Genomic DNA, 21,802 nt, shown 5'->3' with positions numbered 1-21,802 from the left:
ATAGTAGGAAAGGTGCTGATTATATGGCTTGGAAGGAATATCCTCAAAATATTAAAGTAAGACTGATAACTTCGTTTTTTAACCGAGCAATTGGAAGCTCCGTTATGCCATTTATGGCTCTCTTCTTTGCTCAACATAAGGGTGCCATTTGGGCAGGGATTTTTTTAGTCATCAATGTGGTTATAAGCTTTTTTATAAACTTTATCGGCGGCTATATTTCTGACCGCTTCCCTCGAAAAAAAATAATCATACTATCTTCAACAGCTAGTGCACTCATGTTTGCTCTTATGACGGTAAGTTTATTACCAGATCAAAAATGGATCGTATTATTTGCTATCAGTTATGTAATTTTTACGATCACAAGCAGCCTCGGTCGTCCTGCTGTACATGCTGTGATTATTGATTCGACCACACCAGAAAATCGAAAGAGTGTGTATGCCCTCGATTACTGGCTTGTTAATTTAGCGATGGCAATTGGCGCAGCATTAGGGGGACTCCTTTATGTGAATCATCAATTAGAACTATTCATTGCTTTAACCGTTGTGTCTATTAGCTTGCCGATTGCATATGGCATATGGTTACAAGATACACGTGTGAAGCTGCTTGAGAAAAAACATAAAAACATTTTTGTAGATTTGCTTCAAAACTACAAGGTCGCGTTTCAGGATAAACCCTTTGTCATGGCAGTTGCAGGGTCAATGTTTATTTTTGCTGCCGAATTCTCACTAAATAGTTATATCGGAGTACGATTAGCGGAGGAATTCAAGTCTGTATTTGTAGGGGATTTTGAAGTTGCAGGCATTAGAATGCTTAGTTTTTTAAATATCGAAAATATGCTTACGGTTGTTGTACTTACGTTTTTTGTTACGAAAATAACCGATAAATTTTCAAAACGAAAGATGTTGCTGCTGGGGTTGTTTTTATATAGTGTGGGATATACAGTCGTTACTTCCGCGAATATTTGGTATGTTCTCGTATTATTTAATGGTTTAGCAACGATTGGTGAGCTAATCTATTCCCCAATTGCCAATGCTGAAAAAGCGAATATGATGCCGGAGGATAAACGAGGCTCTTACTCTGCCTTTTCTAACTTAAGTTTTAGCGGAGCTGATATAATCGCACGTGCAGCGATTATCTTAGGGGCTTTTTTAATACCAACCATGATGTCAGTGTATCTCGGTATGATCTTAATGGCAGGAACCTTCCTGCTTTATAGTGGACTTTTTTCAGCAAATAAAATCCAAAATAAAAAGAATCTATCAGCTTGAATCATTTTTAGAAGTGGGAGGCTTTTGGGAGTGCGCCATGTGGAGATAAGAAGACCAAGGTTTGAGGAAATAGGAGATTTACATGAATTCTTTAGAATTGTCATTACCGATACCTTTATTAGAGAAGGATTAGAGGAGTTGGTTAATGATATTGAAACGGAAATTGAAAGTAAGATCAATTTTTTAAAAAGTGACTTTGATAGTAATGGGGAGAAGCGGTTTTTCTTAATCGCTTTAGAGGAAGAGAAAATTATCGGAACAATTGAATACGGACCCTCTAGTGAATTAATTCATGTTTGTACAGATGGAGTATTGAAGGATCTGGTTGAAATAGGAACTGTATTTGTACTTCCAGACTATCAGAGACAGGGAGTAGGGAATCGGCTTCTAAACGAAATGGTTCGAACCTTACATAACCGGGAGATAGAAGAATTTTGTCTTGATAGCGGCTACGGAAATGCACAAAAGATATGGAAGAAGAAATTTGGAGAACCTGATTATTTACTAAAGGATTATTGGGGTAAAGGGCAGGACCATATGATTTGGAAAATATCGATACAATAACAAAATGGGAGCCATTCTTTGAAGGAATCGGCTCTTTTTATTATTTTATTATAGTTGTTGTGTTTTATTATATTATAGTGTTATAATGTGCTAGAGTGATAATACGGTAACGTACTAAAGTGAAATAAATTTATATAAAAGGTGGTACATACAAATGATGAAAAGATTAGCAACTATGTTTCTTATCTTAGCTGCAGTACTTGTGATTTTTACTGGATGCTCTAAATCAGCAGAAAAAGATGATAATAAGCTTGTCATTGGTATTGATGATAAATTTGCTCCAATGGGATTCCGCGATGAGGATAATAATATTGTTGGATTTGATATTGATTATGCTATAGCGGCAGCAGAAAAAATGGGAACTGAAGTTACCTTTCAGCCAATTGACTGGAAAACAAAAGAAGCTGAGCTTAGCAGTGGACGAATCGACCTTATTTGGAACGGATACACTATTACGGATGAGCGGAAAGAAAAAGTCCTTTTCACAAAACCATATTTAAAAAATGCACAGGTAATTGTTACTCTCTCTGATTCAAAGGTTACAGCACTAGCTGATTTAGAAGGTAAAGTGGTTGGGTTGCAGTCACTTTCTTCAGCTTCTGACGCCCTAAACGCTTCACCTATTAAAGAAAAAGTTAAGACGGTAACTGAGTTTGCTGACAATGTACAGGCTTTAACAGATTTAAAAAGTGGTCGTTTAGATGCTGTGGTTATTGATGAAGTTGTTATCAATTATTACATGGCTAAAGAGGAACAAACATTTAAGGTGCTTGAGGAGTCGCTTGCTCCTGAAGAATATGGTATTGGTGTTAAAAAAGGAAACGAGGAATTACTAGAAAAGCTCCAAAAGTCACTGGATGAAATGAATGAAGACGGAACAGCTGCAGATATCTCGAAAAAGTGGTTTGGTGAAGATAAAGTACTAAAGTAATAATGAATATAGGGCAAAACAGGATTTCCTAAAGGGAACCCTGTTTTGTTTTTGGAGGAGTTACCATGTCATTTGAATATTTCACATCAATACTTGTGCCTATGCTTGAAGGGGCACAGATGACGATTCTATTGTTTTTTATTGCGATTATCGTCTCTGTACCACTTGGTTTCCTGCTGACACTTGCTGTTAAAAGCAGCTTAAAGCCTTTATCATTACTTGCTCAGGGCTATATTTACGTTATGAGGGGTACTCCTCTATTACTACAATTGTTGTTAATATGCTTCGGACTTCCGATGCTTCCTGTGGTAGGGGAATATTTAGTATTTGATAGATTCGTGGCAGCATGTTTGGGGTTTGTATTAAACTATGCTGCATACTTTGCTGAAATTTTCCGCGGTGGTCTTTTGGCAATTGATAAAGGACAATATGAGGCGTCTCAGGTTCTTGGTTTAAGCAAGTGGCAGACAACAACAAGGATTATTTTACCGCAAATGTTTCGGGTCACACTCCCAGCTATTGCAAATGAATCGGTGACACTTGTTAAAGATACAGCGCTGCTCTATGCGGTTGCAGTGCCAGAGTTGCTGCACTACGCTCAAACCGCTGTGAACCGTGACTTTACGATTATCCCATTTTTCGTAGCTGGTTTGATTTATCTCATAATGACGCTCCTGTTAACTTTTATTTTTAAAGGAATTGAACGAAGATACAAATTTGAATAAGAGGGATTGGTAAATGTGGCTATCATAGAAGTATCCAACCTGAAAAAATCGTTTGGCGATTTGGATGTACTAAAACAGATAACTTTTGATGTTAATAAAAATGATGTTGTAGCCGTGATTGGCCCTTCTGGATCGGGGAAAAGCACGATGCTCCGAAGCTTAGTCTATCTAGAGGAAATAAATGCAGGAAGTATTACAATATCAGATGATCAACTTGTTAAGGATGGAATCTACACGAAACCACAAGAAATCAAAAGAATTACATCTAAAATGGGTATGGTTTTCCAGCATTTTAATCTATTCCCGCACCTGACCGTTAAGGAAAATTTAGAGCTGCCGCCCAAATTAGTAAAAAAAGAGCCTACTGAGGTAATTCAAAAACGGAGTACGGAGCTTTTAAAGAAAATTGGGCTCAGTGATCGGGCTCATTTCTACCCAGCCAATTTGTCAGGTGGTCAAAAACAAAGAGTAGCCATTGCGAGAGCACTGATGATGAATCCAGAGATTCTTTTGTTTGATGAGCCTACATCAGCATTGGACCCAGAATTAACGGGAGAAGTTCTGCAGGTTATGAAGGCTCTTGCTGAAGAGCAGATGACGATGATTGTGGTTACTCATGAAATGGGATTTGCTAAAGAGGTTGCAAATCGAGTTATTTTCATGGATAACGGGGAAATAATAGAAACTGGTAATCCTACGGAAGTGTTTACCAACCCTAAGAATGAACGTACAAAAGCTTTTCTAAACCGCAGTTTAAAGTAATAGAAAAGGGATACAGTCAAAAATACTGTATCCCTTTTTTATTAAATTACATCGCCATTTCACCATTGTCATAGTTGAGCTGCCAATGAATTCCGAATTTATCAGTTACTTGACCGTAAAGTTTGCTCCAGAAGGTTTCTTGTAGTTCCATACCGACAGTGCCGCCATCTTTTAATTGCTCAAACCAAGATTTTAAATCATCCATATTTTTACTTACTAAAGCAAGCGTTACGTTGTTGCCTTCTATAAAAGGCATTCCAGGAAAAGTATCAGAGAACATGACATTGCTTCCATCGATGTTAAGGCGTGTGTGCATAACTAAATTTTTAGCTTCTTCTGGAAGTGGATAATCTGGATGTTGCGGTGATTCCCCAAAGGTCATGATATTGGGTGCTTCTGTTTTAAAAACCTTTGCGTAAAAATCTACTGCTTCACGGGTGTTACCATTAAAATTAAGATAAACATCTACTGACATTCTCTTCACTCCTCTTTAGTGGATATGTACAAATTCTATTCTATCCGATTAATTCTATATTAGACTATATTTTCCTGCTATTTTTATTATAAAAATATTAAAGGTTTTAAACTGAAATAGTCCAAAGCCTGATTGACATGGTAAAAATCATATATTTTTTTCTCAAGACAGAACTGAATGACTAAATCAAAGGTATCACTATCTGACAAAGAGTAACCGGCAGAACTTAAGAGTTTATCAGTTTCTTTTTTATTTAGTTCAAGAGCTAAAGCCAGAGCGATTACGGTATTCTTACTTGGTCTGTAATCAGAGTTTGATCGAATTTTTGAAAAATGCCTGCGGTCCATTCCCGCCCGTTTGTAAATATTAGAGTCACTGGCACCTTTTTTATCTATAAAGCGAAACAACCTCTGGTTAAAGGCAGGCTGCCGTTTAATTTTAATAAAGTTCTCGATTTCGTTATTTTGGATTTCTTCGGATTTTTGATAGCTGTGGGATTCAAATGTTTGAAAGACTAGATTGCTTAAATGGTTTTTTACATATTCCTGTAATTCTATTAATATCTCTTTTTCAAGCATAATCTACCTCCAAAAATGTCGCTTAGCAAGCGACCAAATAATGGAGGGAAGGTTATTTTTGTCATCACAACAGATGGCTTTGAAAATGCCAGCCGTGAATTTACCTATAAAAAAGTGAAAGAGTTGATTAAACACCAGCAAGAGAAATATAGTTGGGAATTCATTTTCTTAGGTGCAAATATCGATGCACAAAAAGAAGCGGACAATCTTGGAATCGATAGTGAAAATGCTTAAAGCTTTGAAGCTTCAGAAGCTGGAGTAAAATGTATGTACAAGATGGTAAGTGAGGCAGTATCGGAAAAAAGACAAAGTGTTTAGTTACACAAATCAACTGATTATCTTAAAAATTTGTATTCAGTATTATTTTTTGGAATAATAATGGAGTCTAGTTAGGATTTTTTAGAAAGAAGGTATGATTAGTGCCCTATAGATTGAAAGATACGATGATTTCAGAAACAAAAATTAAACAAAGAGTGAAAGAATTAGCAGAGGAAATCGAAAGAGATTTTAACAATGAGGCAATTATGTTAATCGTTGTGCTCAAAGGATCGTTTGTGTTCGCAGCAGACTTGATACGTGAGATGAAAGGAGATATTAACGTTGATTTCATTTCAGTTTCTAGCTACAGCGATCAAACAGAATCATCTGGAAAAGTGAAGCTATTAAAGGATCTTGATGAGGATATCACGAATAAAAATGTTGTTGTGGTTGAAGATATCATAGACAGCGGATTGACTCTGCATTTTTTGAGAGACCATTTGAATATGCATAAACCGAAACAGATTAAAATTTGCACACTCCTAGACAAGCCTGAAAGAAGAAGAGTTGAATTACCAGTGGATTATGTTGGCTTTGTGATCCCAGATGAATTCATAGTTGGTTATGGAATCGACTACGCACAAAGGTATAGGAATTTACCTTATATTGCGACCGTGGAAGAGTATTAGTTTTTCCCAAACTTAGAGGAGGTTTTATACTTTGTCTGCAAATATTTTTAAAGGGAAGAATGAAGAAGAAAAAAATAACCTTGAAGAAATTCTTGAGCATTCGATTGAAGTAGAAGAAGATCTTATGAGGACTTATTTGATCACAGCCGAGCGGATTCACGATGATGATGAACTAAAAGATCGACTTGCAAACTTTGCAGAAGGAAATGCAAAAAGGACAAAACAGCTCATAGATGAATTGAATGAAAGTAAAGAGAAGTAACTCCGTAGCTGTGTGGATTCAATCAATCCGCACAGCTTTTCATATTTCGTATAGGAAGTGATACATACTATAAGAAAGGAGTGTGTCAAAATGAAAAAAGGATATATGGTGATAGGAATTATTATTGCGGTTATAGTTTTACTTGGGGTTATGTTAATGTCGAGCTATAACAATTTTGTTAACCTAGAAGAGAATGTAGACCAATCTTATGCACAGATTGAAAATCAGCTTCAACGAAGACTGGATTTAATACCAAACCTTGTCAATACCGTTAAAGGATATGCGTCACATGAAAAAGAAGTGATTGCCTCGATATCTGATGCACGTGCAAGATTAGCAGGAGCTGACACAGTGGAAGAAGAAGCAACAGCAAATGCTGAATTAACGGGTGCTTTAAGCAGATTACTTGTTGTAGTTGAGAATTATCCAAATCTTAAAGCCGACCTGCAGTTTACACAATTAATGGATGAGCTGTCTGGAACTGAAAATAGAATTTCTGTAGCACGGAAGGATTACAATGATCAGGTTGCTGTTTATAACAAAAGGGTAAAGCAATTTCCTGGTGCCATCATTGCAGGAATAACTGGTTTTGACGAAAAGGAATATTTCACAGCTGATCCTAAAGCCTCAGAAGCCCCAGAGGTTGACTTTGGAGACAATGGCGAATGAAACCGAAAGCGGTCTTCAGCCTTCTTTTTTTCCTTTTTTTCCTTTTTCAAGGTGGAGCATTTGCTGAGGATATCCAAATGCCAGCTCCCATTGGCGATATTTATGTACAAGATTTTGCTAAGGTATTAACTCCGGATGAAATAGCGGAAATAAGAAGTTTAGGAAGAAAGATTGAAGACCAAACAACCGCACAAATTTCTGTCTTAACGGTGGATACCATTGGCGAAAACACGATTGAGGAATACGCGAATGAAGCCTTCAGGCAATATGGTATTGGAAATGAAAAAGAAAACAATGGAGTATTGTTAGTTATTGCCGTTACTGAACGTTTAATTAGAATCGAAGTAGGCTATGGACTAGAAGGAAGAATCCCTGATGGAAAAGCAGGGCGCATTCTTGATGAACATGCCATTCCATACCTTCAAAATAATCAGCACAACAAAGCAATAATAGAAACCTACAAGGCACTGGCAAATGAGGTATTAGCCGAATATGGAAAAGCGGGAGGGCTGCCGACCACTGATAAGCAAGCTCAACCTTCTACTGGTGACGAAGGGCTAGGGATACCCTCATGGCTATTGATCATTATTGTCGTCGTTGTTGTGATTCTTGATTTTAAGTTTTTTGGAGGGACTCTTACCTATCTTCTACTTTCCATCATCTCACGTGGAAGAGGCGGAGGCGGTGGTGGCGGCGGCGGCTCCAGAGGAGGAGGAGGAGGTTCTTCAGGAGGCGGTGGTGCAGGAAGAGGATGGTAAGTGTTTAAAACCTAAAAGTGATACATATCATGCTAAATGCAGTAAAAGTATGTTTTAATGAAGGTAGAGGAATGGTTAGGAGGTATAATAAATGGGTATAAACGAAATACCTTCTAGTGAAAAAGGGGAAACACCTTTATTAAATATTTCAACCTTAATCAGAGATTTAAAGGCACTTTTTAAGGCAGGTGTATTGCTTGCAAATGTCTTGCCGGTCTTTACAGGATTGTGGTTAGCGTTACATTTTACTGGTAAATCATTTGTTGATTACTGGGAAATAGCCCTGCTAACCATTATCGGAAGTACAATGGTTATGGCGGGAGCCCTTATCCTAAATAACTGGTATGATGTCGATATAGATACAGTAATGGAAAGGACTAAAAATCGTCCAACAGTAACAGGAAATATTCCTCTAAAAGTGGTCTTGTCAATGGGGATCGCCTTTACCATTATTGGGTTTATTCTTTTACTTTTTACGACCGTCGAAACTACAGTTTATGGATTCGTGGGTTGGTTTACTTATGTATTTTTGTATACGATATGGTCAAAACGAAGATATACGTTTAATACGATCATCGGGAGTGTATCCGGGGCTGTTACTCCGTTAATCGGTTGGGCAGCAGTTGAGTCAAGTCTGCATATTGTTCCCATTATATTATTTCTGATCTTATTTATTTTTCAAATGCCTCATACTTTCGCGATTGCTATGAAAAAATGTAAAGAATATACGGCTGCAGGAGTAGCGATGCTGCCAGTGGTCCGTGGGTTTAAAGTAACAAAAGTTCAAATTATAGTTTATGTATCCTGTTTACTGCCTTTTCCGTTTTTTTTAGCACCTCTTGGTACAACATTTGTTGTGATTGCCACTATTTTCAATGTGGGCTGGTTAGCTGTTAGTATCAGTGGACTTTTTACCAAAAACGATTTAAAGTGGGCACACGTAATTTTTCTGTATTCTGTAAATTATATAACAATCCTGTTTTTGTTGATGGTTATTGTTACTATCTTTTAAAAAAAGAGAGCACTGTCTCTGAGCTGCATTAATTTAGCAGATCAGGGGCAGTTTTTTTATTTTTAAGGCTTTGTTAAAGAATAATGTTGATTTTAACCACTTGTTGATTGGAGTGGAAGGCACGAAGACTCCTGCGGGAGAAGCGAGACAGGCGAGACCCCGCAGACACGCAGTGTCGAGGAGGCTCGGCGGTCGCCCGCGGAAAGCGAAGTGCCTGGAACGAAAATCAACAACCAAGTTTAACAGAGCAATTTTTAAAAAAATTTTCGTGCCCGTGATGCAGTTCACTACACTGAGAATCCCTCGCAATTATGATAGAGGTAAGAACAAATTAAGGGGGTTGAATTTTCAATGGGAGCTGCAAAAGTGAATCACAAAAGTAATAAAGAACACGAAGCACCATTAAAAGGAACATGGATTTCCGTAACAGTGGTTGGAGTCGTGATTGTTGCTACGTATCTAGTACTATACGGGCTTTATATGGCCAGAATATAAGGGGTGAAAAAAATGAAAATGCATCTTGATGAAAAAATATGGCTTACGATAAGTTTTGGTATCATTATGGGATTCATGTTAATCACTGGTTACCAGGCTTTTGCACTTGAAATGGGACCACCAAGTAATATGGAAACCATTGATCCTCAGAAGGTGGATGAAATAGCTCCGTTCAATGAACCTGGGGTAAAACAAATAGGCGACAATGAATATGAAGTTGTTATGACCCTACAAGCATTTGGTTTTACTCCAAACAACATTGAAATACCTGCTGGGGCAAAGGTTACATTTATTTTAACTTCAAAAGATGTTGTACATGGATTTGAAGTGGCAGGCACAAACATTAATGCAATGGTTATGCCAGGTCATATCCAAAAAATCACACAAACATTTGATAAACCGGGTAATTATTTAGTTATCTGTAATGAATATTGTGGTGCAGGTCACCAAGTAATGAGTACAACGATTACGGTTAAATAAGGGGGGATATTAGATGAAAATGGAAGCAGATTTAAAAACAGGTTTTAAAGATAAAACAAATAAAATGCTGGGATTTTACCCAGAGGATGCAAAAATATCGAAATCATATATAGCTGTAGCATTTATCGCATTATTAGTTGGAGGATTTTTAGGATTATTACAAGGTTTAAACAGAGCAGGATTGTTAGAGTTACCAACTTGGTTTAATTATTATCAAGTATTGACTGCACATGGATTATTGCTAATCCTCGTGTTAACGGCATTCTTTACCATTGGATACTTTTATGCAGCACTTTCTCATAATTTAGGGGGGCTTCTTCCAAAAGTAAGGAAGTTCGCTTGGTCTGGTTTCGTAATAAAGTTGATTGGATTTGTATTAGCTGTCATTCCTATCTTAATGAATGAAGCATCTGTTATGTACACATTCTATCCGCCGATGGCTGCACATCCTGTATTTTATATTGGTTTAGCATTAATCGTAGTTGGTGTTTGGATGTGCTGTATTGGGGCATTTATCCAAGTAGCGAATTGGAGAAAAAATCATAAAGGACAACACGTTCCAATTCTTTCTTACTTTGCAACTGGTGTATTCGTTCTATTATTTTTCGCTCTAATGTTTGTAGCAGTTGAAGTATTATTTATGATTATTCCATGGGTATTTGGCTGGGTTGAAACGATCAATGTAATGGTCGCTCGTACACTGTTCTGGGCTTTTGGACACACATTGGTTAATATCTGGTATTTAACAGCTGTTTCTGCATGGTACGTAGTTGTACCAAAAATTATCGGCGGAAAGCGATGGAGTGATTTATTAACGCGAGTGGTTATTATCGCTCTAGTCATTATGAACATCACTGGTGGATTCCATCACCAAATCATTGACCCAGGTATTAATGAAGTTGTTAAATTCATGCACGTATTTATGAGTTTGGCAATTGGATTCCCATCACTCATGACAGCCTTTGCACTGTTCGCAGTATTTGAACGTACAGCAAGAAGAAAGGGCGGCAAAGGTTTAGTTGGCTGGTGGAAGAAAATGCCATGGGGCGATGTTCGATTCCTAGCACCATTCATTGCAATGGTTGCCTTCATTCCAGCTGGAGCTGGCGGTATTGCACAAAGCACAAACCAATTAGACCAAGTTGTTCATAATACAATGTGGATTGTTGGGCATTTCCACTTAACATTAGGTATGTCAGTCGTTATGACATTCTTTGGAATCAGTTATTGGTTAGTTCCTTATATTTCAAACCGCGTATTAACGCCGCAAATCAATCGATTAGGTGTTATCCAAACATGGATTTGGACAATTGGTATGATCTTTATGTCTGGTTCTATGCACTACGTTGGTTTGCTTGGTTCACCAAGAAGAACTTCTTACTCAACTTATGGAGATCATGCAACAGCATTAGGCTGGGATCCATACTTGATGTTATTAGCAGTTGGCGGTACGTTACTAATTATCGGTGTTATTCTTCAAGTGTACGCCGTATTCAATATGATGTTCTTTGCACCAAAAGGTGAAACAGAATTCCCAATTGCTGAGGAAGAAGATAACGCAACAAAAACTCCTTATTTGACAGAGCGCTGGGGCCTTTGGATTGTTATCATGTTAATCGTCGTAGCAATGGCATATGTAATCCCGCTTACAGAATTTATCGTAAACGCACCTCCAGGATCACCACCGTTTAAGACTTGGTAAAACGAAAAGCGGAAGCGCCTTGACCAGGGGCGACAGGCATAAGACGAGCCGGCGGGAAGGTTGCTCTTTAACCTTCCTGACGGATTGGCTTATGACCCCGAGCCCCTAGGCGCTGGAGCTGGACAGAATGGACTGATAAAGAGATAGCTCGAAGTTTCTGGGCTGTCTCTTTATGCTTATTTGAATGACTTTTTAAATATAGAAAACAGAGATGGATGTGGTCTCTATGATCAAAAATAGACATAATACAATCTCGTTATTTTTAGTTCTCGTGTTTGGGTTCGTATTATTTTTTATAGGAACGGATGGATTCAGTGCATTTACTGCCGAAACTGCAAGAGTGAAGCAGCTGATTGATGATAAACCAAAATTCCCAGAAGTTACGCTTGAAGATAACAAGGGACGAAAATATTCGATTTCTGAATTTGAAGACAAATATGTATTTATTACATTTTTATATACTTCCTGTACAACGGTTTGCCCTGAATTAGAATACAACATGGCGCAAGTGTATGATAAGGTGCCAAGCAAGTATCTCGGTGAAGACATTGTTTTTTTAAGTATCAGCTTTGATCCCGAGAGAGATGATCCTGCTACCTTAAACAAATATAAAGACTTTTTTAACAGTGATGGGGAAACCTGGAGGATGGCTAGAATTAGCGATCAAGCCGAATTGAAATCTTTGTTAGATCGATTTGGTGTCATTGTTATTCCTGATGAGTATGGCAATTTTGCACATAACTCTGCCTTTTATTTAGTTGATAAAAAAGGTAGTTTGATAAATGTTTTGGATTACAAAGAAATAGATGAAGCTGCTAAAACAGTTATTAACCTTCTTGAAAATGGAACGGAGGAGTGAACTATGAATCAGTCATTTTATGGCTTATTATTATTTATTTTCTTAGTTATACCTCCGGTTGCAAATTTCATGGAATCAGTAATGGTTATTCATATGCATATGCAAATGCCGATGCTGGTGATTGCGGGATTCTTAATGGCACGATTTTTCCAAAAAAGATTTCCGGGATTTTTCGTAAAGTGGAATAGTAATGGACTTCCAGGAATTCTTTTATTTGTCATTATCATGGTATACTGGATGTTACCCCGAACAATGGATGAAGCATTGACTACACAGACCGTTGAAGCATTTAAATTTTTTAGTTTGCCATTTTTAGCAGGAGTTTCTTTACGAAATAGTTGGAAAAAACTCAGTTCATTAGGAAAAAATGTTGTTATTATTAGTTTCACAGTTATGTTTATTGGATTGGGATGGTTATATATTTGGTCCCCTGTGCAATTATGTAATAACTATCTTCTAATTGAGCAAGTAACTCTTGGCTGGGCATTTTTAACGACAGCAATAGGTTTGGTAATCTATTTGGGGTACAATTTTTTTATCGACCCTTCGGCTTATGAATGAATAAGAGTTTATGGGGTGGGCAGGAGTATACTAATGAAGGAACAGAATTATGATGAATTGCTGAACATAAGTACTGGAGGAGACCAAAAAGGATACACGAAGTCTTTCCATTATCACAGGTATGAGCCGACGCCCTATAGTGCACTTGAAAAATTATTTGCTCAATATGAATTGACTAGTAACGATCATATTGTTGATTTTGGTTGTGGAAAAGGAAGATTAAATTTCTTTATTCATTACTTATTTCATGCTTCTGTTGTAGGGATCGAAATGAATGAGACTTTATACCAAGAGGCAGTTGAAAACCAAACTAGTTATTTGAAAAAATTTAAAAATGCTAAAGATAAAATTCAATTTCATTGCTGCTTGGCTGAAAAATATGAAATTAATCCTTTAGATAATCGTTTTTATTTTTTTAACCCTTTTACGATTCCGATATTTTGGAAAATCATTAATAATATTTTGGTTTCAGTGGAAAAATTCAAACGTGAGGTAGACGTGATTTTATATTATCCCTCTGAAGATTATATCTACTTTTTAGAAAATAACACCTTATTTGAATTAAGGAAGGAAGTCCAACTTCCGGGTTTATATGAGCATAATCAGAATGAACGATTTTTAATTTATCATTTGGCTTATTAGAATCAATCCCTCGGTGTCATTGTGACAATCGAGGGATTTTTATATAAAGTAATTTATTTAGTGCCTTTTCTATGTTCACAGTAGTCTTATTGTGGAGCCATTTTTCAGAGATCGTTATATAACGGCAATTGTTGCTTTTTACATAATTATAGATAATTTGCGCTTCATCAATTTCATCTCTGGTCACTTCATTTGAGGAATGAAGGGCAGTATTTTTAAAATAAGTCTTTGTTAATGTACAGAGTTGTTCCAATGTTAGGCACTCCGCGTTATAGTTTTCACTAAAGACAATTTTATTTCGTTTAATAAGGAAAAGTTTAAAGGTATCTTCACTTAAATATTCAAGAACTACAATATTTTTATTTTCCTCGGTGAATTCTATTACTTTTTCTTTATTAATCAGAAAGTTAATGGCCTCAATTTTATCCCTATACTTAGCGGCGGCTTCGAAATCAAATGCTTCAGCAGCTTCTGCCATTCGTTGTTTCAATTCTTCCAGAATGCTCAGGTTAGTGTTCTCAAGTAATGCGATAATGTTATCGACTATTTTATTATATTCCTGTAAGGCTGAACCCCCAAGACACATGCCAATACACAATCCTAAAGAATAGTTTAAACATGGTGTATTTTTTGTCCCTAGGTTGCTGCAAAGAATTTTAAAGGATTCTTTTAATCCAAGAATGGCACTTTCAACTCTACGTTTACTTTGGTATGGTCCAAAGTATAGCCTGCCATCCTGTTTTCTGTTGTGTGATAATTCAATAGAACGGAACCCTTTATTCTCTTGAATGACAATATAGGTATAGGACTCTGGGCTCTTCATCATTTTATTAAAAAGTGGTTTGATTTTCCTTATTAATTTGCATTCAAGCATAAACGCTTCAAATTCTGTATCGGTTAGGATATAATCAAAATCTTTTATGTTACTAACAAGCTTTTTTATTTTTTGAGGATGAGCTTTAGAATTTTGAAAGTAAGACTGAACTCTTCGTTTTAAATTTTTTGCTTTTCCCACGTAAATGATTGTTCCGTTGGAATCTTTCATTAAATATACACCAGGAGTAGCAGGAAGGTTTTTTACCTTTTCTTTTAAAAAAATAATAACGCCCCCCTTCCTCTCTTTTTTTCTATTTTATCATAATGCTGTGGTAAATTAGCCTGTTGATTTGTGCTCCAGACGCTTCGCTTTCCGCGGGCGGTTCGGGGAGCCTCCTCGGCGCTTAAGCGCCTGCGGGGTCTCCCCTGCCCCGACCTCCCGCAGGAGTCTCGCGCCTTCCGCACAAATCAACATAGTTACAAATTAACAATAACCTTTAACACAGCCTAGCATAAAGATAAAAACCAGATTGCGGTAAACAATCTGGTGACAAGTTAGTTAGGTGATCTCAAGTATAAGATAAACAGCAGTACTATCATGACAACGTCTAATCTTGCATTAAAGGCAAATTGTAAGATTCCAGTGTTTATCGATGGAAGCTTTGTTAAGAGAATGGCTGCAATCATGATTCCAATTAAGGGAATGACTGCATTTTTCACACTACGATTTAGTAAAATCAGAAAGCCGCAGGTAATTTCCAAAAAGGCTGTAACATATAACATCATCTCTGGAAAAGGCAGTCCTAAATTGATAAAAACCTCAGCTAGATGTGAACTGAATACTTTCATAACCCCTGAAGTAATAAATACATATGCCACCACGTAACGAACTGCTGAAAATGAATTAGTAATGTTCAATCCCCCCTTTATTAAACTGTATGCAAAGGGTAGGACAAACAATGATAATTTCTAGGGTACTGAAAAAATGTAAAAATTAAAGGGTTAATAATTACTTAGATTGCAAAAAATAATCTTGCCCAAAAGGGGAGGAGAGGCTCGGAGTTGAGCTTCTCCTCTCTTGCGTAATGGAGGGAATATGACATTTATCATGTTTGGCATATGACAGCTATATCTACAAAGGGTGAATTACTAGGGCAATACTTTTGATAACAAATGAAAGAAGGGAATAAAGTAATGATGGAACAAAATCAGAGGAATTTACGGAAGCAAGTTGCGCCTTATGAAAAATCAAATCTACGAGCAAGCATTTGGCAGATGATAAATACCCTTGTACCTTTCTTTTTATTGTGGATTCTTGCTTATCAAAGCCTTACCATTTCATACATACTTACATTGGGTATCTCGGTAGTTGCAGCAGGGTTTTTGGTGAGGACTTTCATTATTTTTCATGATTGCTGCCATCACTCCTTTTTTAAAAATCGGAAAGCAAATACGATTCTCGGAACGATTACCGGAATATTGACGGTTTTTCCATATCATCAATGGCAGCACGATCATTCTGTCCATCACGCAACGAGCAGTAATTTAGATAAGCGAGGAACAGGTGATATCTGGGTATTGACAATGGATGAATACCTAACTGCATCAACTAGGGAAAGATTAAAATACAGGTTGTATCGTAATCCTCTCGTTATGTTTGGATTAGGTCCGATTTACGTTTTCCTGCTAAAAAATCGCTTTAATAGAAAAGGTGCAAGGTTAAATGAACGTATTAATACTTATATAACTAATGCAGGGATTGTTGCTATAGCTGTTATACTCGGTTTGACATTAGGCTGGGGGCAATTCCTATTAGTACAAGCTCCGATCTTTTTAATATCAGGTTCACTAGGAATATGGTTATTTTATGTACAGCATACTTTTGAAGATTCATACTTTGAGGAAGATAAGCACTGGAAATACGTGAAAGCAGCGGTTGAAGGCAGTTCTTTCTATAAGCTTCCAAAAATTTTACAATGGCTGACGGGGAATATTGGTTACCACCATGTTCACCATTTAAGCCCGAGGGTTCCAAATTATAAGCTGGAAGCTGCACATAATAATACACTGCCATTGCAAAACGTTCCAACCATCACGTTAGCAACAAGCTTAAGCTCACTCAAATTTCGACTATGGGATGAGCAGGGGAAAAAGTTTGTTGGCTTTAAAGAAATAAAGGTACTAGTTAAAAAACAGAAAGAGTTTCTTCGACTAGAGAAAGCTTAGACACGACAGGCCCTTTTGGGGCTTGTCGTTATTTGTGTTCTAAATGAAGGTATTGGTCGGATAAATAGTAGTAAATGAAGATAAAGGGTAATTGTGGTAAAATTAAGATGATAAACTATTTTATGCTGAAAATGAGGTTCTCTTATGATAAAAAGGTATATGAAATTCCAGAAAAATAGCGGTATATCACCTTATATTTGGACAATTCTTTGCATATTGCCATTTTATTTTATATTTCAAACATCCTCACCTATTAAAATTATCGTTGGAATTATCCTAACGGTTCTCTTTTTTATCTTCTATCGAATTGCATTTTTTTCAAAAGGTTGGCCGGTATACCTTTGGACCTTCATCTTAATCGGTATTTCAATCACATCAACCAGTCTTTTCAGCTATGTTTATTTTGCCTTTTTTCTCGCTTATTTTATCGGTAATATTAAGGAACGTATAACCTTCCTAACTTTATATTTCATTCATTTGATTAGTACTTCCGCCTCAATTAACTTCAGCATTGTACAGCAGGATGGATTTTTTCTTAAGCAATTGCCATTTGTCATCATTATTTGGATAAGTGTTATTTTACTCCCATTTAATATTCACAACAGGAATGAAAGGGGACAGCTTGAAGAAAAACTTGAGGATGCAAACAAACGGATTTCTGAGCTGGTTAAATTAGAAGAGCGCCAAAGGATTGCCAGGGACCTTCATGATACATTAGGTCAAAAGCTATCACTCATCGGTTTGAAAAGTGATTTAGCCAGAAGATTAATTACCAAAGACCCGGAACAAGCGCGTAATGAATTAAAGGATGTGCAGCAAACGGCAAGAACAGCGTTAAGTGAAGTAAGAAAAATGGTGTCTTCGATGAGAGGAATCCGTTTAAAGGATGAGATTGTACGTGTGAAACAAATCCTGAAGGCCGCCGAAATAAATTTCGAGGGAAACCAGGATATTTCAATAAAAAATGTTCCCTTATTGACCGAGAACATTCTTAGCATGTGCTTAAAAGAGGCAGTAAACAATATAGTCAAACATAGTGGTGCCAGCTCTTGTTCCATTTCAATTGAGCAATCGTGGAAGGAAATGGTGATGACCATCCATGATAATGGTGTGTTTAAAAGTGAAGGAGAGAAGGACACGAGGGGAAGCGGTCTTTTAGGAATGAAAGAGCGCCTTGAGTTTATTAATGGCAGCTTAGAGCTCCTAACAAAAGAAGGAACAACCTTAGTAATCAGAGTGCCCAATGACGTAAAGCCATCTGATAAGGAGGAGGCGTAGAATAATGATTAGAATCGTAATAGCGGAAGATCAGCAAATGCTGCTGGGCGCCTTCGGTTCACTTCTTAATTTGGAAGAAGATATGGAAGTGGTTGGCAAGGCATCAAATGGGGAAGAAGCAGTATCTTTAGTACGTAAGCATCAGCCTGATATTTGCATTATGGACATTGAAATGCCAGGAAAAACAGGACTTGAAGCCGCAGAAGAGCTAAAAGGCTTAAACTGCAAAGTGATTATATTAACAACCTTTGCGCGAACCGGTTATTTCCAACGTGCCCTAAAAGCAGGAGTTCGAGGCTATCTATTAAAGGATAGTCCAAGTGAAGAGTTAGCAAGCTCCATCCGTAGGGTAATGGAAGGAAAACGGATTTACGCCCCAGAACTTATGGACGATGTTTACTCCGAAGAAAATCCACTTACAGACCGAGAAAAAGAAGTACTCGAACTTGTTGCAGATGGCAAAAACACACAAGAAATCGCAGAACAACTCAGCATCAAAACAGGAACCGTCCGTAATTATATCTCAACCATACTAGACAAACTAGACGTCAAAAACCGAATCGAAGCCATCAAACAATCCAAAGAAAAAGGCTGGTTCAAATAAAAGCAGTGACACTTCAGCGGTGACATTCAACGGTGACAGGCACCACTCGTGGACAGTTTCCACCCCATATGGACACTTAGGCAAATTATTGAAACAGGACGCAGGTCCTGTTTCTTTTTTGAGGAGTGCTCATGTTATAATTAGACTGAATATTATGATTAATTAAATGAAAAAGGAGTGAGCTTTGGATGAGTTTAACTTCGCATGAAACGGAGACGAGGGGTAAGAATACTTATAGTTTTGATGAATTTGTTTCAAGACGTGAGAATTTGGATTGGTATCGTGATGAACCATTTTTGCAGCAGGCAGTGAAGCATTTTACTGGTTCGTATTTTGAACAGGTTCAGGAGCAAATCCAATCATTTTCTCCTAGGGTGTCTTCAAAATGGAATAAGTGGGCAGAACAAAATGCCAGGCCGGAGGCTCGTCCATACATGCTTCATTATGATGCCTTTAATCATCGGATTGACCGAATTGTCCGCCCGCATGAGGTACATCAGTTAGAGAACGACGTTTTTGGCGAAGGTCTTTTTTTGAGTAAAATGCCGCCATGGGAAAGCTTTGTTAAACGAATGCTAACGCACCAAATCGGTGAAGGTGGCGTTACATGCCCCTTAACCTGTACGCATGGATTAATTGCGCTTCTTGATCAATTCCCCAATCATGAAATTCCAGAACTCCAAGACATCTTACTACATACAAGAGAAGGGATAAGTGGTGAATTTGCAATAGGTGCCCAGTTTATGACAGAGATTCAAGGCGGCTCTGATCTGCCTGCTAATGTTATTGAAGCCGTACCAGACGGGAAAAACTATCGATTATATGGAAATAAATTTTTCTGCTCAGCTGCCCATGCAGATTATTCAGTTGTAACTGCAAAGATCACGGGTACCAACAAGGTATCAACTTTTGTTGTCCCAGCATGGCTTCCTGGTGATAAAGAAAAGGAAAAACGAAACGGTTATCAAATCAATCGGATAAAATGGAAACTTGGAACGGCCGAATTACCAACTGCCGAAATTCAATATAACGGTGCACTAGCATATCCAATTGGGCCAAAGGATAAAGGTATTGCCGTCGCAGTTGGAATTGTGCTTACCTTATCCAGGCTGGAGATTGGAATCGCATGTGCAGGATTTATGCTTCGGGCATCAAGAGAAGCAAATCTTTATGGAGACTTCCGGACAGTCTTTGGAAAAAAGGTAAATGATTATCCTTTAGCGGCAAGTAAGCTGAGGAAAATTGAAAACGCTGCTAAACGAACAACTGCAGGCGCCTTTAAAATTTATGACCTTTTCTTACGCTTAGAGAAGCCTTTAAATCCAGGGATTAATTCTGATCATCCAATCGAAGTTCGCAAGCAGCTATTTAACTTACGAGAACTCGTTTTACTTCAAAAAATATGTGCAACAAATGAGGGAGCAGAAGTTCTTCGGGAGGCAATTTCAGTCTTTGCGGGTCATGGGGTAATGGAGGAATTCTCAGCATTGCCAAGAATTTTCCGGGATGTTGTCGTCAATGAACAATGGGAAGGACCTCGTAATCTGCTTCTCACACAAATTTATCGTGATCTTCAGAGAGTTGCAGACTGGTATTCACCATCTGATTTTGTTGGTAATGTATTAAAAGGGGCTTCACAAGAATCCATTAAGCAATTCTCAGAGCAACTGGAAGATTTACTCCAAAGACCAGTTCTAGGAGAAGTAAATGAAGCTTCAATGGAAGCTGCTGCGGAATGGGACACATTTTGTGATTCCTTCTTTAAAGCGTATCAGGAAGCTGCATTAGCAGAAATCGAATAATAAAAAGGAGGCAATTCCCTGGTGTTGACAAACACTTTGGATATGCCTCTTATTAATTACTTTTGTTGAGTGTTAAAGTCATCATAAACGTTTCATGGTTACTACAATTTTGATTTTCCTAAGATACCGGTCACCAATAGCCCCCATAGGTGACCACTTTCTCTATTCCAACTAAGGTTCTGGTCTCCAATAGTCTTCATAGGTGACCACTTTCTCTAATCCAGCTAAGATTACAGTCACCAATAGCCCCCATAGGTGACCACTTTCTCTATTCCAACTAAGATTCTGGTCTCCAATAGTCTTCATAGGTGACCACTTTCTCTCATCCAACTAAGATGTCGGTCACCAATAGCCCTCATTAATGACCGGATCTTATTCGCAATATATCAACAAAGTAAATTAACAAAGCCATTTTTTATAAAAATAGGCAAACTAGTTATTGACCTTGACGTTGCGTAAAGGTGTATCGTTAGTTTATGAGGAGATGATCACATGGAATATACAATACAAAAGCTAGCTAATCTCGCAGGTGTTAGCACCCGAACACTCAGGTATTATGATGAAATTGGAATTCTTAAGCCGGCAAGAATCAATTCATCAGGATATCGGATCTATGGTCAGACGGAGGTGAATCGCCTGCAGCAAATCCTATTCTATAGAGAATTAGGAGTGGGTTTAGACAGCATCAAGGATATTGTAACTGCTCCTACTTTTGATGGTGCAAAAGCACTGCGGGAGCATCGTGAAAAACTCCTCGAAAAAAGAGAACAACTAGATTTATTAATCGCAAATGTCGATAAAACAATAGCCGTTACGGAAGGGAGAATTAGCATGTCAAATAAAGAGAAATTTGAAGGTTTTAAGAAAAAGATGATTGAAGATAACGAGAAAAAGTATGGAAAAGAAATTCGTGAGAAATATGGAAAGGATACTGTTGAAGCGTCTAATGCAAAAGTAATGAATATGACGCAGGAACAATATGAAGAAGTAACAGTATTAGCTGAACAAATCCACACTACACTAGCTGAAGCATTTAAAACGGGAGACCCTGCTGGTGAATTAGCACAAAAAGCGGCCGATCTACACAAGCAATGGCTATCCTATTATTGGAACCAATACAGCAAGGAAGCCCATGCAGGTCTAGGACAAATGTATGTGGATGACGAAAGGTTTACAGCTTATTATGATAAGGAACAACCAGGAACAGCAGAGTTCTTAAGAGACGCGATTCATATTTACACAGGGCAAAAAAAATAATGGTAAAAACTCACCCAGGATTGTTAGAGGGCACTGAAAAACTTACGTTTTTTATCCCTATTCTTTATTCTTTTTCTTTAAGAAGAGTGAGAATTCTCTTGAGATTGACAGCGAATATTGTTGTGGCGC

General features: G+C 37.6%; 27 protein-coding genes. 22 read left to right on the top strand and 5 right to left on the bottom strand.

The genetic code is table 11. The features are described 5' to 3' along the window. The first annotated feature begins 23 nt into the window (after window positions 1-23). The 5 genes from TR08_RS23645 to TR08_RS23625 all read left to right on the top strand — a co-directional run bounded on the left by TR08_RS23645 (window position 24) and on the right by TR08_RS23625 (window position 4,250). Window positions 24-1,268 (top strand): MDR family MFS transporter, encoded by a 1,245-nt coding sequence (locus TR08_RS23645; protein ID WP_045522425.1) that lies wholly within the window; start codon window positions 24-26, stop codon window positions 1,266-1,268. A 30-nt stretch (window positions 1,269-1,298) separates the two neighbouring features. Next, on the top strand, window positions 1,299-1,832 hold the full coding sequence (locus tag TR08_RS23640) for a GNAT family N-acetyltransferase (RefSeq protein WP_045522423.1): 534 nt from the start codon (window positions 1,299-1,301) through the stop codon (window positions 1,830-1,832). A 157-nt stretch (window positions 1,833-1,989) separates the two neighbouring features. Next, complete coding sequence (locus tag TR08_RS23635) at window positions 1,990-2,763, top strand: amino acid ABC transporter substrate-binding protein (RefSeq protein ID WP_193747841.1); 774 nt, start codon at window positions 1,990-1,992, stop codon at window positions 2,761-2,763. 65 nt (window positions 2,764-2,828) lie between these two features. Beyond that, window positions 2,829-3,488: an amino acid ABC transporter permease gene (locus TR08_RS23630; protein ID WP_045522421.1), complete on the top strand. Its 660-nt coding sequence runs from the start codon at window positions 2,829-2,831 to the stop codon at window positions 3,486-3,488. Between the two features lie 15 nt (window positions 3,489-3,503). Continuing rightward, window positions 3,504-4,250: an amino acid ABC transporter ATP-binding protein gene (locus TR08_RS23625; RefSeq protein ID WP_045522419.1), complete on the top strand. Its 747-nt coding sequence runs from the start codon at window positions 3,504-3,506 to the stop codon at window positions 4,248-4,250. 46 nt (window positions 4,251-4,296) lie between these two features. Here the strand turns inward: TR08_RS23625 and TR08_RS23620 are convergent, their stop codons facing one another. Both TR08_RS23620 and TR08_RS23615 read right to left on the bottom strand, forming a co-directional pair. Continuing rightward, window positions 4,297-4,725: a VOC family protein gene (locus TR08_RS23620; protein WP_045522417.1), complete on the bottom strand. Its 429-nt coding sequence runs from the start codon at window positions 4,723-4,725 to the stop codon at window positions 4,297-4,299. Window positions 4,726-4,811: 86 nt separating this feature from the next. Continuing rightward, window positions 4,812-5,303: a hypothetical protein gene (locus TR08_RS23615; protein WP_045522416.1), complete on the bottom strand. Its 492-nt coding sequence runs from the start codon at window positions 5,301-5,303 to the stop codon at window positions 4,812-4,814. Window positions 5,304-5,318: 15 nt separating this feature from the next. Between TR08_RS23615 and TR08_RS23610 the strand changes: the two genes are divergently transcribed. The 12 genes from TR08_RS23610 (at window position 5,319) to TR08_RS23560 (ending at window position 13,690) form a co-directional block, all read left to right on the top strand. Then, a complete protein-coding gene (locus TR08_RS23610; RefSeq protein WP_052427603.1) occupies window positions 5,319-5,537 on the top strand; it encodes a hypothetical protein in 219 nt (72 codons plus the stop codon). A gap of 209 nt (window positions 5,538-5,746) precedes the next feature. Continuing rightward, window positions 5,747-6,250 carry a hypoxanthine phosphoribosyltransferase gene (gene hpt, locus TR08_RS23605; protein WP_045522535.1) on the top strand — a complete coding sequence of 168 codons (504 nt, stop codon included), beginning with the start codon at window positions 5,747-5,749 and terminating at the stop codon, window positions 6,248-6,250. A gap of 31 nt (window positions 6,251-6,281) precedes the next feature. Beyond that, a complete protein-coding gene (locus tag TR08_RS23600; protein WP_081954636.1) occupies window positions 6,282-6,512 on the top strand; it encodes a hypothetical protein in 231 nt (76 codons plus the stop codon). Window positions 6,513-6,602: 90 nt separating this feature from the next. Then, a complete protein-coding gene (locus TR08_RS23595; protein ID WP_045522415.1) occupies window positions 6,603-7,181 on the top strand; it encodes a LemA family protein in 579 nt (192 codons plus the stop codon). Continuing rightward, window positions 7,178-7,939: a TPM domain-containing protein gene (locus tag TR08_RS23590; RefSeq protein WP_045522413.1), complete on the top strand. Its 762-nt coding sequence runs from the start codon at window positions 7,178-7,180 to the stop codon at window positions 7,937-7,939. Before TR08_RS23595 ends, TR08_RS23590 begins: the two co-directional genes overlap by 4 nt. A gap of 91 nt (window positions 7,940-8,030) precedes the next feature. Then, window positions 8,031-8,951, top strand: a complete 921-nt coding sequence (gene cyoE, locus TR08_RS23585; RefSeq protein WP_045522411.1) for a heme o synthase — start codon at window positions 8,031-8,033, stop codon at window positions 8,949-8,951. Between the two features lie 351 nt (window positions 8,952-9,302). Continuing rightward, a complete protein-coding gene (locus TR08_RS32780) occupies window positions 9,303-9,446 on the top strand; it encodes a hypothetical protein (RefSeq protein ID WP_193747834.1) in 144 nt (47 codons plus the stop codon). A gap of 12 nt (window positions 9,447-9,458) precedes the next feature. Next, window positions 9,459-9,926 (top strand): cytochrome c oxidase subunit II, encoded by a 468-nt coding sequence (locus TR08_RS23580; RefSeq protein ID WP_045522410.1) that lies wholly within the window; start codon window positions 9,459-9,461, stop codon window positions 9,924-9,926. Between the two features lie 19 nt (window positions 9,927-9,945). Then, complete coding sequence (locus TR08_RS23575) at window positions 9,946-11,628, top strand: cbb3-type cytochrome c oxidase subunit I (RefSeq protein WP_045522531.1); 1,683 nt, start codon at window positions 9,946-9,948, stop codon at window positions 11,626-11,628. A 226-nt stretch (window positions 11,629-11,854) separates the two neighbouring features. Then, complete coding sequence (locus TR08_RS23570; protein WP_045522409.1) at window positions 11,855-12,487, top strand: SCO family protein; 633 nt, start codon at window positions 11,855-11,857, stop codon at window positions 12,485-12,487. Window positions 12,488-12,490: 3 nt separating this feature from the next. Further along, window positions 12,491-13,048, top strand: a complete 558-nt coding sequence (locus tag TR08_RS23565; RefSeq protein WP_045522407.1) for a hypothetical protein — start codon at window positions 12,491-12,493, stop codon at window positions 13,046-13,048. 33 nt (window positions 13,049-13,081) lie between these two features. After that, complete coding sequence (locus tag TR08_RS23560; RefSeq protein ID WP_045522405.1) at window positions 13,082-13,690, top strand: methyltransferase; 609 nt, start codon at window positions 13,082-13,084, stop codon at window positions 13,688-13,690. 16 nt (window positions 13,691-13,706) lie between these two features. On the opposite strand, the gene TR08_RS23555 is transcribed toward TR08_RS23560, so the two are convergent. Both TR08_RS23555 and TR08_RS23550 read right to left on the bottom strand, forming a co-directional pair. Then, a complete protein-coding gene (locus tag TR08_RS23555) occupies window positions 13,707-14,735 on the bottom strand; it encodes a UvrB/UvrC motif-containing protein (protein ID WP_238579228.1) in 1,029 nt (342 codons plus the stop codon). Window positions 14,736-15,061: 326 nt separating this feature from the next. After that, window positions 15,062-15,424, bottom strand: a complete 363-nt coding sequence (locus TR08_RS23550; RefSeq protein ID WP_045522402.1) for a DoxX family protein — start codon at window positions 15,422-15,424, stop codon at window positions 15,062-15,064. A 276-nt stretch (window positions 15,425-15,700) separates the two neighbouring features. Here TR08_RS23550 and TR08_RS23545 point away from each other — a divergent pair, with 276 nt between their 5' ends. The 4 genes from TR08_RS23545 (at window position 15,701) to TR08_RS23530 (ending at window position 20,416) form a co-directional block, all read left to right on the top strand. Further along, complete coding sequence (locus tag TR08_RS23545) at window positions 15,701-16,732, top strand: fatty acid desaturase (RefSeq protein ID WP_045522530.1); 1,032 nt, start codon at window positions 15,701-15,703, stop codon at window positions 16,730-16,732. 144 nt (window positions 16,733-16,876) lie between these two features. Further along, a complete protein-coding gene (locus TR08_RS23540; protein ID WP_045522400.1) occupies window positions 16,877-18,010 on the top strand; it encodes a sensor histidine kinase in 1,134 nt (377 codons plus the stop codon). 4 nt (window positions 18,011-18,014) lie between these two features. Then, window positions 18,015-18,614 carry a response regulator transcription factor gene (locus TR08_RS23535; RefSeq protein WP_045522398.1) on the top strand — a complete coding sequence of 200 codons (600 nt, stop codon included), beginning with the start codon at window positions 18,015-18,017 and terminating at the stop codon, window positions 18,612-18,614. Between the two features lie 188 nt (window positions 18,615-18,802). Next, window positions 18,803-20,416 (top strand): acyl-CoA dehydrogenase family protein, encoded by a 1,614-nt coding sequence (locus TR08_RS23530; protein ID WP_045522396.1) that lies wholly within the window; start codon window positions 18,803-18,805, stop codon window positions 20,414-20,416. Window positions 20,417-20,587: 171 nt separating this feature from the next. On the opposite strand, the gene TR08_RS33730 is transcribed toward TR08_RS23530, so the two are convergent. Further along, window positions 20,588-20,722, bottom strand: coding sequence for a hypothetical protein (locus tag TR08_RS33730; protein ID WP_274521053.1), 135 nt, complete (start codon window positions 20,720-20,722; stop codon window positions 20,588-20,590). 186 nt (window positions 20,723-20,908) lie between these two features. Here TR08_RS33730 and TR08_RS23525 point away from each other — a divergent pair, with 186 nt between their 5' ends. Continuing rightward, window positions 20,909-21,673, top strand: a complete 765-nt coding sequence (locus TR08_RS23525; RefSeq protein ID WP_045522394.1) for a MerR family transcriptional regulator — start codon at window positions 20,909-20,911, stop codon at window positions 21,671-21,673. The last annotated feature ends 129 nt before the right edge of the window (window positions 21,674-21,802 follow it).

The sequence above is a fragment of the Neobacillus niacini genome (assembly GCF_000759675.1).
Taxonomy (GTDB): Bacteria; Bacillota; Bacilli; order Bacillales; family Cytobacillaceae; genus Neobacillus; species Neobacillus niacini_A.
The sequence above is the reverse complement of the archived record's forward strand: the minus strand, read 5'-3'. Positions and strand labels throughout refer to the sequence as shown.